We start from the raw sequence: 13,041 nt of genomic DNA, 5'->3' as shown, positions 1-13,041 counted from the left end.
CGTATGCCGGATCGGGAACAAATTATGGCCTGGAGGCTACCTTGTTAAACTCATTTAAGCTTTCGCTACAATACATTCTGCCGAAACTATGGCTCACTCGCCTGGCGGGTTGGGGTGCGAGCAAACGAGCGGGATGGCTGACCAAACTGGTAATCGATCTGTTCGTGAAATATTACAAGGTCGATATGAAAGAGGCGCAAAAGCCGGATACAGCCAGCTATCGCACCTTTAACGACTTCTTTGTTCGTCCCCTGCGCGACGAAGCTCGTCCAATTAACACCGATCCTAATGTATTGGTGATGCCTGCTGACGGTGTGATTAACCAATTAGGTAACATCGATGAAGACAAGCTGTTACAGGCCAAAGGGCACAGCTATACGCTTGAAGCGCTGTTGGCCGGCAACTACCAGATGGCGGACAAATTCCGCAACGGTACGTTTGTGACCACGTACTTATCACCACGCGATTACCACCGCGTACATATGCCCTGTAACGGTATCCTGCGCGAAATGATGTACGTGCCGGGTGACCTCTTCTCTGTAAACATCCTGACGGCGCAAAACGTACCGAACCTGTTTGCCCGTAACGAACGCGTTATTTGCCTGTTTGATACCGAGTTTGGCCCGATGGTGCAAATTCTGGTCGGGGCAACTATCGTTGGCAGTATTGAAACCGTCTGGGCTGGCACCATTACCCCGCCGCGTGAAGGCGTAATTAAACGCTGGACCTGGCCGGAAGGCGAAAGCGAAGGGTCAGTGGCACTGCTCAAAGGTCAGGAAATGGGCCGCTTTAAGCTCGGTTCTACCGTCATCAACCTGTTTGCACCGGGCAAAGTTAACCTGGTTGAGCAATTGCAGGACCTCTCAGTCACGAAAATCGGTCAGCCAATGGCCATCTCAACAGAGACTTTCGTGACGCCAGAGGCAGAACCTGCCCCACTGCCGAAAGAAGAGATCGAGGCAGAACACGACGCCAGCCCGCTGGTTGACGACAAAAAAGACGAAACTTAAACATAGGAATCGCTGCTGTGCGCCTGATTATCACTTTTCTGATGGCCTGGTGCCTCAGCCTGGGGGCGTACGCTGCGACGGCCCCCGATGCCAAACAACTCACCCAGGAACTGGAGCAGGCCAAGGCGGCGAAACCCGCTCAGCCAGAAACCGTTGAGGCGCTCCAGTCCGCGCTGAATGCCCTTGAGGAGCGTAAAGGCTCTCTTGAGCGCGCTGCGCAATATCAGCAAGTTATTGATAACTTCCCCAAGCTCTCCGCAACGCTACGCGCACAGCTTAGCAATCTGCGTGACGAACCGCGCAACGTACCAAGCGGACTGACAACTGATGCGTTAAACCAGGAGATCCTCCAGGTCAGCAGTCAGTTGCTGGAAAAGAGTCGTCAGGCCCAGCAGGAGCAGGATCGCGCCCGGGAAATCGCCGACTCGTTAAGCCAGCTCCCTCAACAGCAAACCGATGCCCGCCGCCAGCTAAATGAGCTTGAGCGGCGTATTGGTACCGCCAACGCCAATCCCGCGCAGAATCAGGCGATGCAGGCTGAATCAGCCAAACTCAAAGCCCTGGTCGATGAACTGGAGCTGGCGCAGCTTTCCGCCAACAACCGTCAGGAACTGGCGCGTATGCGCTCCGAACTGGCGGAAAAACAGAGCCAACAGCTCGACGCTTATCTGCAGGCATTACGTAATCAACTCAACAGTCAGCGGCAGCGTGAAGCTGAACGAGCGCTGGAGAGCACCGAACTGCTGGCGGAAAACAGTGCGGGATTGCCCGAAGGCATTGTTGACCAGTTCAAGGTTAACCGCGAACTGTCCCAAGCCTTAAACCAACAGGCACAGCGAATGGACCTGGTCGCATCGCAACAGCGTCAGGCCACCAGCCAAACGCTGCAGGTGCGTCAGGCGTTGAATACGCTGCGCGAACAGTCCCAGTGGCTTGGGGTCTCGAATATGCTGGGGGAAGCACTACGCGCGCAGGTATCTCGTCTGCCCGAAATGCCCAAACCTCAGCAGTTAGATACCGAAATGGCGCAGCTACGCGTGCATCGTATGCGCTATGAAGATCTACTCAATAAACAGCCGCAACTGCGCCAGATCCATCAGGCCGATGGGCAACCGCTGACCGCGGAACAGAGCAGCATCCTCAACGCCCAGTTGCGCACTCAGCGTGAATTGCTGAACTCACTGTTACAGGGTGGCGATACGCTGATCCTTGAACTGACCAAGCTAAAAGTCTCCAATAGCCAACTGGAAGATGCGCTAAAAGAGGTCAACGAAGCGACACACCGCTATCTGTTCTGGACGTCTGACGTCAGCCCTATCTCACTCTCCTGGCCTGTTGACATTGTTCAGGATCTGCGGCGTCTGATCTCATTAGATACATTTAATCAGTTAGGTAAAGCCAGCATCATGATGCTGACCAGCAAGGAAACGCTGCTACCACTGTTCGGTGCGCTGGTGCTGGTTGGATTTAGCCTCTATTCTCGCAAACACTTTACCCGTTTTCTTGAACGCTCGTCCGCGCGAGTGGGTAAAGTGACCCAGGACCACTTCTGGCTGACGATACGCACGGTATTCTGGTCGATACTCGTCGCCTCACCGCTACCGGTGCTGTGGGCCACCCTGGGTTACGGCTTGCAGGAAGCCTGGCCTTATCCGTTGGCTGTCGCTATCGGCGATGGCGTAACCGCCACGGTGCCCATGCTGTGGGCGGTGATGATTTGCGCCACCTTTGCACGCCCTAACGGTCTGTTCATTGCCCACTTTGGCTGGCCGCGTAATCGCGTCGCGAAGGCCATGCACTATTACCTGATGAGTATCGGGCTGATTGTCCCGCTGATCATGGCGGTAATCATGTTTGATAACCTCAATGACCGGGAATTCTCCGCCTCATTGGGACGCTTGTGCTTTATCTTGATTTGCGGCGCGCTGGCGGTCGTGACTCTGAGCCTGAAGCGCGCCGGAATACCGCTGTACCTCGATAAAGAGGGCAACAGCGATAACATGGTCAACAGCATGCTGTGGAATATGTTGATGGGTGCTCCGCTGATTGCCATCCTCGCGGCCGCAGTCGGCTATCTCGCCACATCACAAGCTCTACTGGCACGTCTGGAAACGTCCGTGGCTATCTGGTTCTTGTTACTGGTGGTGTATCACGTTATTCGCCGTTGGATGCTGATCCAGCGCCGCCGCCTGGCGTTCGACCGCGCCAAGCATCGACGCGCCGAAATGCTGGCACAGCGCGCGCGGGGTGAAGAAGAACCGCCGCACTCCACCAGTCTTGAAGGCGCAATTGACGTTGATGAAAGCGAAGTGGATCTCGACGCGATCAGCGCACAATCGCTACGTCTGGTGCGCTCTATTTTGATGCTTATCGCCCTGCTTTCAGTCATTGTACTGTGGTCAGAAATTCATTCCGCATTTGGCTTCCTGGAAAACATCTCGTTGTGGGATGTCACCTCTACGGTTCAGGGCGTGGAAAGCTTAGAGCCAATCACGCTGGGCGCGGTGCTCATCGCGATACTGGTATTTATCATCACCACCCAGTTAGTGCGCAACCTCCCCGCGTTGCTGGAGCTGGCGCTGCTGCAACATCTGGATTTAACCCCCGGCACCGGTTACGCCATTACCACCATTACCAAGTATTTGCTGATGCTGATTGGCGGTCTGGTTGGCTTCTCGATGATCGGCATTGAGTGGTCCAAACTGCAATGGCTGGTGGCTGCTCTCGGTGTTGGTCTGGGCTTTGGTTTGCAGGAAATCTTCGCCAACTTTATTTCCGGCCTGATTATCCTGTTTGAGAAACCGATTCGCATTGGCGACACGGTGACCATTCGCGATCTAACCGGTAGTGTGACAAAAATTAATACTCGCGCCACCACTATCAGCGACTGGGACCGCAAAGAGATCATCGTGCCCAATAAGGCCTTTATCACCGAGCAGTTTATCAACTGGTCGTTGTCAGATTCGGTCACCCGTGTGGTGTTAACTATCCCGGCGCCGTCAGAGGCTAACAGCGAGGAGGTCACGCAGATTTTGCTGACTGCCGCGCAGCGCTGTTCGCTGGTTATCGATAACCCGGCGCCAGAAGTCTTTCTGGTAGACCTGCAGCAAGGGATTCAAATCTTCGAACTGCGTATTTATGCCGCAGAGATGGGACACCGCATGCCGCTGCGCCATGAGATCCACCAGCTGATTCTGGCAGGCTTCCGCGAGCACGGTATTGATATGCCATTCCCACCGTTCCAGATGCGTCTGGAGAGCCTTGGCGGTAAACAAACGGGGAGAACGTTAAGTTCTGCGGGCAGAGGCAACCGCCCGGCGGGGAGTTTGTAAATCGTGTCACAATAAGATGAACGTTGGGTGTGTTGAGCACTACCCAACGTCTTATTTACCAACATAATTGGTATCGTATAACAAAGCGCCATAACCAAAAGAACAGGAGAGCCGCTATAACAGAATATTGCCAGATACTACGTTGCCTTCTCCATACAGTTGCATAGATAAAAGGAATAAACAGAGGTAGAGTTAAAGCTATACCCACAGTTCGAATATCATCATTCTCAATATATTTCATGACATCACAGATATCATTGATTCCCCTGCCATCGATAAACCATTCCTTGTCCTGCGTTGAAAATATAATTATCGATATAATACTTACTATACTCCAGATAAAATTCAACGTAAAAGACTTCCAACTCATTAACCGCCTCGCATAATTTTAAGTATTATATCTTTCTTTTCTATAATTCGACGACCATATTCACTATATTCACGCCCCGGAGAACCGGGCAACTCACTAATTGATTGAACAATATCATCTTTACTTCTCATTATTCCACGATTATATCTGGAACCTGCCAATATTATCTGCTCGTCAGTCAAGTACAAAGTATCAGCGTCTGGATTATCATATAAAATAAGATCATGTAAATGGAATGCTACAACCCGAATGTTAAAGCTGTTATCAAGTAAACACTGCGACAGGCGGAATTGCTGAAAATGAGTCAATTTATCAGGGTGGATACCTATAGTTTTGGCTGCAACACCTATCTGGATAGCAATTGAACCGACCGATGTAGCATTAGACGATTCATTACTGTTCTTTCCCAATATTTCTTCAATTATCTGTCTAAATTGCAGAACACCAACACCTTTAAATCTCTCTGGAGTTCCGCCTACTTCAGCAACAGCAACACCTGCAAGGAGTAATTCAGGGATTCTTGCTTCAAAAGCGTATTGTTTTATCATTGCCCTATGGTGAACTAACCAAGCTGTTTTATAATACCAGAGATATGCTTTCCCAGTCATAAAACGCCAATTAGTAGGTAAGGCATACCATCGAAAAAAATCTAACCCATTCCAATGAGGAAAACCATATTCATCGATCTCACAAAAAGGTGGAGAGCTAATCATCATGAAAATTCATCACCAAAGTTAATTTAGCATTGACCCGACAATAGCTATGGTTCTCAATTAGTAATGAGATAGACATCACATGTATAGAAAAAGCAATCAAAAATTATATTTACAAATAGATTCATAGTAGCAATGATTTTCACCATAAGAAATCACTTCCCTGGATGGGATATGTAAACAATCATAAAATATATATGCAAATATCATTCTGATAAAAATCTCGAAATTATTTTATATGAAAAAGCCCGGAGGGTGTTCCATTCGGGCTTTGGGAAAATTCAATATGTACCTTTCCTCAGTCTGTCACCCAGCGAAACTGTTTCGCCATGCGGCGGCTGTAGTTCTGATAAATCGCCATCGCCAGCAGCGAGAAGAAGATCGGGCCGCCGGTCATCCACAATGCGCTGTTCCAGTCCCCGGCTTCAATCACCGGCTGGATGATGGTGAACACGTTGGCAAACGTCACCACCAATACCACCACGCCTGTTGTCAATAACGTCGCCGCTCGCGTTTTAAAAATCACAAACGGCCTTTCCAGATCCGTACGCGCTTTAAAGAATGGGAAAGCAAGTGCGAGGAACAGATACGGCAGCGTCATTGAGACGTTCGCCATCAGGGTCAGTTTGTTATAAAACGCTGAAGCCGTGTCGCCGCCAAACGAAACCAGCAGGATAAACAGGCTCACCAACAGACACTGCAACCACATTGCCGTCGTCGGCATCCCCACCGCATTCAGCCTGGTCATCGGCGCGGGCCACAATGCCTTCGGCGTTCCCTGAATAATCGCTTTCAGCGGCGAGTAACTGAGCGTGAAAAAAGCGCCAGTATAGGCGAGGAACATAGAAAGGCCGGTGATACGCGCGAACCATACGCCCAACGCCATCGCGCTTTCTGGGGAAAGTTGCAGCGCATTACCCAACGTCATCCCGAGGCTTTTCATCAGGATATAGGTGATGTTGCCGAGGTTGACCGAGCCATCACTTAATACCTGTTGCCAGTTGGTGCTAACGCCCCATAAAAATATCGCCAGTGAATAACCGACAGAAATGACAATAGCGGCAAAGACAATCCCTTTCGCGAAGTTCTTTTCTGGCTTTTCTGTTTTATCTACCAGTCCACCCACGGCCTCAATTCCGCCGTAAGCAAAAATAGCAAATACAACAAATGACAACATTGCCAGACCGGACTGATATCCCGGATTAGGCGAGGAGATAAAATTAATATCCTGCGCAAAGTGGCCACCCGTTAATAACAAAATAGCGACACTCACTAACAACAAAACTAAATTAAGACACATTACGGCAATTCCACCTACAGCCGTAATACGGGCAATCTTATTAATCCCCCGTGAGGCCACGCAGGTCACCAGAATCATCCAGCCGACGGCGAGCAGACCGACAACCTGCGTAGGCTCAAGCCCCGCAATACGCCAGTGCTGCGTCATGTCTGCGCCAAATAAGAAGGTCGAAAAAGGTACCCAGACTTTTGCCGCCGTGCTTACCATCCATATCACATAGGAAGAAAACCACATAAACGTGCCGATAAACGCATAGCGTGGGCCAACGCTATTATTCATCCACGAATAGATTCCCCCCTCTTCTTTCCGATAGGCAGAACCCATTTCCGCCATCATTAAAGCAAATGGAATAAAAAATAATAATGCGGAAAATATATACCATGGAATCGCGCTATACCCCATTAAATAGAACGCGGAGGGGCTGTTAGCAAAACCAAAAACAGACGTAAATATCATAAGGATGAGACCAATCAGGCTCATCTTTTTTATTGTTTGGGTCATTAAACCATCCCTTACTCTGGCAAGCGTTTAACAAACGCCGCTCACCGATTGGCACTGCTCTCATTGCGGAGTTCAGCGATAAAAAATTAACACAGAATTGATACCTGAAAGATACCAAACATCCAGATGTAAATTGTGGCTATTAGAGGGTAATTGAAAAAATATGCTACAAAGTGGCGGTTTATCCGCCACTTTGTATGGAGAGAGCGTGAATTACGCGCGATCGACGGTAAATGCGATAACCTCAGCCAGGCTTTCCGCGCCCAATGCCAGCATCACCAGACGGTCAACGCCGAGCGCCACGCCAGAGCAATCCGGCATGCCCACTTTTAACGCTTCAAGCAGGTTGGTATCGATAGGTTGCTGTGGCAGGCCGCGTGCGGCACGTTTGCGGTTATCCTGTTCAAACCGTTGCTGCTGCTCGCGCGCGTCGGTCAACTCATGGAAACCATTCGCCAGCTCAATACCTTTGTAATACACCTCGAAACGCTCAGCCACGCGGTGATCTTCGGTACTGATTTGCGCCAATGATGCCTGGCTGGCGGGGAAATGATAAACAAACGTCGGTTTGTCTTTGCCGATATGCGGCTCAACGCCCATCGTGAACAGCAGTTGCAGTAAGGTGTCCCGGTCTTCTTCGGTATCGGCGATGTTGCTGAGATCCAGCTTAGCCGCCACTTCCCGCAGTTGGGTTTTGTCTGCAGACAGTGGATCTATCTCCAGATGACGCTGGAAGGCCTGCTGATAAGAAAGGCTTTCCGCGGGAGAGCAGTCCAGCACCTGCTGGAGCAAATCATCCACTTCATTCATCAGGCGATACATATCGTAGTGGGGACGATACCACTCGAGCATGGTGAACTCAGGGTTATGATGACGCCCCATCTCTTCATTACGAAAGCTGCGACACAGTTGATATACCGGGCCACATCCTGCCACCAGCAGGCGCTTCATATGATATTCCGGACTGGTCATTAAATAGAGATTCATTCCCTGGGAATGTCCAGGGCCGACGAAACGTGTTTCGAACGGGAACAGATGGATGTCCGTTACCGTTGCCTGACTCATACAAGGGGTCTCAACCTCAAGCACGCCACGATCGGCAAAAAAGCGGCGAATCTCCGCTATAATTGCTGCACGTTTTAACAGATTGGGGATGGACGCGCTCGGCTGCCAGGTTGCCGTTTCGCTCATGGTTGTTTCTCCGATTTAAGACAAGGGCACGAAGTCTACTCGTATCGCGCTAACGAGACAAATTTCACGCGGTAGTAATCAGCACAGGCAATCGGGTAAAAAAAGCGACATGGGGTGGTTTAGTAATTAAATTAATCAAATTCAATGATAATTCCCCCCTTTGACACGCTAAAAAAATCGAACACGTCAAATTTCCCGCACATCCCTAAGACTATACTATTGTACCTATAAAGGAGCAGTGGAAACGCGTTCATAACCTGTTTGAAGCCGATGAAGCATCTGAGTTCAGGCGGGGATGAAATAACAACAATCTGGAGGAATGTCGTGCAAACCTTTCAAGCCGATCTTGCCATTATAGGCGCCGGTGGCGCGGGATTACGTGCTGCAATTGCTGCCGCACAAGCAAATCCCAACGCTAAAATCGCACTGATCTCAAAAGTGTACCCAATGCGCAGCCATACCGTTGCTGCCGAAGGCGGCTCTGCTGCTGTCGCGCAGGATCATGACAGCTTTGACTACCATTTTCACGATACGGTAGCAGGCGGAGACTGGCTGTGTGAGCAGGATGTCGTGGATTACTTTGTCCACCACTGCCCAACTGAAATGACGCAACTGGAACAATGGGGCTGCCCATGGAGCCGTCGTGAAGACGGTAGCGTCAACGTACGTCGCTTCGGCGGCATGAAAATCGAGCGTACCTGGTTTGCCGCGGATAAAACCGGCTTCCACATGCTGCATACGCTGTTCCAAACGTCTTTACAGTTCCCACAGATTCAACGCTTTGACGAACACTTCGTTCTGGATATCCTGGTTGACGACGGTCATGCTCGCGGCGTCGTCGCGATGAACATGATGGAAGGCACGCTGGTACAGATCCGTGCTAACGCAGTCGTGATGGCAACGGGCGGCGCAGGTCGTGTTTACCGTTACAACACCAACGGCGGCATCGTAACCGGCGACGGTATGGGCATGGCGCTGAGCCACGGCGTTCCGCTGCGTGATATGGAATTCGTTCAGTATCACCCGACGGGTCTGCCAGGCTCCGGTATCCTGATGACTGAAGGCTGCCGTGGTGAAGGCGGTATTCTGGTCAACAAAAATGGTTACCGTTATCTGCAAGATTACGGCATGGGTCCGGAAACCCCACTGGGCGAGCCGAAAAACAAATATATGGAACTCGGTCCGCGCGACAAAGTTTCTCAGGCTTTCTGGCACGAATGGCGCAAAGGCAACACCATTTCCACTCCGCGTGGCGATGTGGTTCACCTCGACCTGCGTCACCTCGGCGAGAAAAAACTGCTCGAACGTTTACCGTTCATCTGCGAACTGGCGAAAGCCTACGTGGGTGTCGATCCGGTTAAAGAGCCGATCCCGGTACGTCCGACCGCACACTACACCATGGGCGGTATCGAAACCGATCAGCACTGTGAAACCCGCATTAAAGGTCTGTTCGCTGTCGGCGAATGTTCCTCTGTTGGTCTGCATGGCGCTAACCGTCTGGGCTCTAACTCCCTGGCGGAACTGGTGGTCTTCGGTCGTATGGCCGGCGAGCAGGCTGCGGAACGTGCTGCAACGGCTGGCGCTGCAAACAGTGCCGCGCTTGATGCACAGGTTGCCGGTATTGAAAAACGTCTGAAAGATCTGGTTAACCAGGAAGGTAACGAAAACTGGTCTAAGATCCGTGACGAAATGGGGATCTCCATGGAAGAAGGTTGCGGTATCTACCGTACGCCGGAACTCATGCAGAAAACCGTTGATAAGCTGGCTGAGCTGCAGGAGCGCTTCAAGCGCGTGCGTATCACTGATACCTCCAGCGTCTTCAACACCGACCTGCTGTACACCATCGAACTGGGTCACGGTCTGAACGTTGCTGAATGTATGGCGCACTCCGCTCTGGCGCGTAAAGAATCCCGCGGCGCGCATCAGCGTCTGGATGAAGGCTGCACCGAGCGTGACGACGTGAACTTCCTCAAACACACCCTCGCCTTCCGCGATGCTGACGGCACGACTCGCCTGGAATACAGCGACGTGAAAATCACCACTCTGCCACCGGCTAAACGTGTTTACGGTGGCGAAGCGGAAGCAGCCGATAAGAAGGAGAAGGCGAATGGCTGAGATGAAAAACCTGAAAGTTGAGGTGGTGCGCTATAACCCGGAAACCGATACCGCGCCACACAGTGCTTTCTACGAAGTTCCTTACGATGAAACCACGTCTCTGCTCGATGCGTTGGGCTACATCAAGGATAACCTGGCGCCGGACCTGAGCTATCGCTGGTCCTGCCGTATGGCAATCTGCGGCTCCTGCGGCATGATGGTCAACAACGTGCCGAAGCTGGCGTGCAAAACCTTCCTGCGTGATTACACCAACGGTATGAAGGTTGAAGCGCTGGGCAACTTCCCGATTGAGCGCGATCTGGTCGTCGACATGACGCACTTTATCGAAAGCCTGGAAGCGATCAAACCGTACATCATCGGTAACCCGCGTACACCGGATCAGGGCCCAAACACCCAGACTCCGGCGCAGATGGCGAAGTATCATCAGTTCTCCGGTTGCATCAACTGTGGTCTGTGCTATGCCGCGTGCCCGCAGTTCGGCCTGAACCCTGAGTTCATTGGACCGGCTGCGATTACGCTGGCGCATCGTTACAACGAAGATAGCCGCGACCACGGTAAGAAAGAGCGTATGGCTCAATTGAACAGCCCGAACGGCGTCTGGAGTTGTACTTTCGTGGGCTACTGCTCCGAAGTCTGCCCGAAACACGTCGATCCGGCTGCGGCCATTCAGCAGGGTAAAGTTGAAAGTTCAAAAGACTTTCTTATCGCAACCCTGAAACCACGCTAAGGAGTGCAACATGACGACTAAACGCAACGCCTATGTGCGGCCAATGACGTCCACCTGGTGGAAAAAACTGCCGTTTTATCGCTTTTACATGCTGCGTGAAGGCACAGCCGTTCCGGCTGTCTGGTTCAGTATTGAACTGATCTTCGGCCTGTTTGCGCTTAAGCACGGTGTGGAATCCTGGGCTGGCTTTGTCGGGTTCCTGCAGAACCCGGTGGTGGTGATCCTTAACATCATCGCCCTGGCAGCCGCGCTGCTGCATACCAAGACCTGGTTTGAGCTGGCGCCGAAAGCGGCCAACATCATCGTAAAAGACGAAAAAATGGGGCCAGAGCCAATCATCAAAGGGCTTTGGGCGGTTACTGTGGTTGCGACAGTAGTAATACTGTTTGTTGCCCTGTTCTGGTAAGGAGTCCGGAATGATTAATCCAAATCCAAAACGCTCTGACGAACCCGTATTCTGGGGCCTGTTTGGTGCAGGCGGTATGTGGAGCGCAATCATTGCGCCGGTAATGATCCTGCTGGTAGGCATTATGCTGCCGCTGGGCTTTGTTCCTGATGCCTTCAGCTATGAACGCGTCCTGGCATTCGCGCAGAGCTTTATCGGTCGCGCATTCCTGTTCCTGATGATTGTCCTGCCGCTGTGGTGCGGTTTACACCGTATGCACCACGCGATGCATGACCTGAAAATCCACGTGCCTGCTGGCAAATGGGTATTCTATGGACTGGCAGCTATCCTGACCGTTGTAACGGCCATTGGTATCCTGACCATCTAATCGCATTGGCGGGCCTTTTTATTTGTGCAGAGCCCCAGCCAACCAACGGGAAAACTCACGCATTGCAGATGTCTCCGGTCGGGATTGCAAACGCGTTATCCAATAGCTCCCCAGATCAATCTGCGTTAGAAACGGTTGAACGATACGTTCACTACCAAGCAGATGAGTGAACATTCTTACCGGGGCAATCGCCACTCCGATCCCTGCCTGCGCGGCCTCCAGCATTGTGACGGAAGAATCAAACACCACCACGTTGTGCGTCGGTGACGGAGGCGCTTCTCCGGCGGCCTGCATCCAAAGCGTCCATTCATCTCGCCGATAAGATCGTAATAGCGGGAATTTCAGGAGGTCTGCAGGTACCTTGATCTGTGCGGCTAATTCTGGCGAGCAAAGCGGGGACATCAGCGCGCTACACAAATATTGTGCGTCGGTATCATGCCAGGCTCCTCCCCCGTAACGAATGGTATAGTCCAGTCCCTCAGCGGCGGGATCCACGCGGTTATTGTGGGTGGAAATATGCAAATCAATATGCGGATAGTTACGCTTAAAGTCGCTGAGTAGAGGAAAAAGACAACCGATCGCAAAGGTCCCCACTACCCCGATTTTAAGTTTTTCCTGGGTTTGTTTAGTGGCAAAACGATCCAGCATCCCCGCCATACGATCGAAAGAATCATTAAGTACAGGTAACAGACTTTCCCCTTCTGTCGTCAGCATCAACCCACGAGAGCCGCGCACAAAAAGCTGACAATTTAGCTGCTGTTCCAGCGCTTTGACATGCTGGCTGATGGCAGAGTGCGTTACGTTGAGCTCAATTGCAGCGCGGGTAAAGCTAAGGTGTCTGGCCGCGGCTTCAAAAGCCCGCAGCGAGTTAAGGGGGATATAGCTACGCGTCATCATCTGGCCTGTTAGAAAAACTTATATCTGCTGCTAAATTTAACCGTTTGTCAACACACTGCAAATCAAACAAACTGATTGCGTCTGACGGGCCCGGACACCCTTTTGCTTTTTA

At 51.4% G+C, this 13,041-nt stretch carries 11 protein-coding genes; 6 read left to right on the top strand and 5 right to left on the bottom strand.

Going from position 1 to position 13,041, the window contains the following annotated elements:
- Positions 1-41: 41 nt before the first annotated feature.
- Positions 42-1,010 (top strand): archaetidylserine decarboxylase, encoded by a 969-nt coding sequence (asd, locus tag FDX11_RS05085; protein ID WP_137365023.1) that lies wholly within the window; start codon positions 42-44, stop codon positions 1,008-1,010.
- Between the two features lie 17 nt (positions 1,011-1,027).
- Positions 1,028-4,342, top strand: coding sequence for a miniconductance mechanosensitive channel MscM (gene mscM, locus FDX11_RS05080; RefSeq protein ID WP_042312827.1), 3,315 nt, complete (start codon positions 1,028-1,030; stop codon positions 4,340-4,342).
- Between the two features lie 55 nt (positions 4,343-4,397).
- On the opposite strand, the gene FDX11_RS05075 is transcribed toward mscM, so the two are convergent.
- The 4 genes from FDX11_RS05075 to epmA form a co-directional block, all read right to left on the bottom strand.
- The gene (locus FDX11_RS05075; protein ID WP_079225638.1) at positions 4,398-4,712 is read right to left on the bottom strand and encodes a YjeO family protein; all 315 of its coding nucleotides are present in this window, start codon (positions 4,710-4,712) and stop codon (positions 4,398-4,400) included.
- Positions 4,712-5,428 (bottom strand): hypothetical protein, encoded by a 717-nt coding sequence (locus FDX11_RS05070; protein WP_137397579.1) that lies wholly within the window; start codon positions 5,426-5,428, stop codon positions 4,712-4,714. Before FDX11_RS05070 ends, FDX11_RS05075 begins: the two co-directional genes overlap by 1 nt.
- A gap of 295 nt (positions 5,429-5,723) precedes the next feature.
- Positions 5,724-7,226: a glutamate/gamma-aminobutyrate family transporter YjeM gene (yjeM, locus tag FDX11_RS05065; RefSeq protein WP_079225639.1), complete on the bottom strand. Its 1,503-nt coding sequence runs from the start codon at positions 7,224-7,226 to the stop codon at positions 5,724-5,726.
- A 213-nt stretch (positions 7,227-7,439) separates the two neighbouring features.
- Positions 7,440-8,417 carry an elongation factor P--(R)-beta-lysine ligase gene (gene epmA, locus FDX11_RS05060; RefSeq protein ID WP_003830517.1) on the bottom strand — a complete coding sequence of 326 codons (978 nt, stop codon included), beginning with the start codon at positions 8,415-8,417 and terminating at the stop codon, positions 7,440-7,442.
- A 324-nt stretch (positions 8,418-8,741) separates the two neighbouring features.
- Here epmA and frdA point away from each other — a divergent pair, with 324 nt between their 5' ends.
- The 4 genes from frdA to frdD are packed head-to-tail and all read left to right on the top strand — an operon-like array spanning position 8,742 to position 12,032.
- Positions 8,742-10,532, top strand: coding sequence for a fumarate reductase (quinol) flavoprotein subunit (gene frdA / locus FDX11_RS05055; RefSeq protein WP_038636496.1), 1,791 nt, complete (start codon positions 8,742-8,744; stop codon positions 10,530-10,532).
- Positions 10,525-11,259 (top strand): fumarate reductase iron-sulfur protein, encoded by a 735-nt coding sequence (frdB, locus tag FDX11_RS05050; protein WP_006686291.1) that lies wholly within the window; start codon positions 10,525-10,527, stop codon positions 11,257-11,259. Before frdA ends, frdB begins: the two co-directional genes overlap by 8 nt.
- Before the next feature lie 10 nt (positions 11,260-11,269).
- A complete protein-coding gene (frdC, locus tag FDX11_RS05045) occupies positions 11,270-11,665 on the top strand; it encodes a fumarate reductase subunit FrdC (protein WP_006686290.1) in 396 nt (131 codons plus the stop codon).
- 10 nt (positions 11,666-11,675) lie between these two features.
- Positions 11,676-12,032 (top strand): fumarate reductase subunit FrdD, encoded by a 357-nt coding sequence (frdD, locus tag FDX11_RS05040; RefSeq protein WP_003025535.1) that lies wholly within the window; start codon positions 11,676-11,678, stop codon positions 12,030-12,032.
- 18 nt (positions 12,033-12,050) lie between these two features.
- On the opposite strand, the gene ampR is transcribed toward frdD, so the two are convergent.
- Entirely contained in the window at positions 12,051-12,926 is an 876-nt protein-coding gene (gene ampR / locus FDX11_RS05035) for a LysR family transcriptional regulator AmpR (RefSeq protein ID WP_137365180.1), read from the bottom strand.
- Positions 12,927-13,041 lie beyond the last annotated feature (115 nt).

Source organism: Citrobacter sp. wls714 (genome assembly GCF_005281025.1).
Taxonomy (GTDB): Bacteria; Pseudomonadota; Gammaproteobacteria; order Enterobacterales; family Enterobacteriaceae; genus Citrobacter; species Citrobacter werkmanii.
The sequence above is the reverse complement of the archived record's forward strand: the minus strand, read 5'-3'. Positions and strand labels throughout refer to the sequence as shown.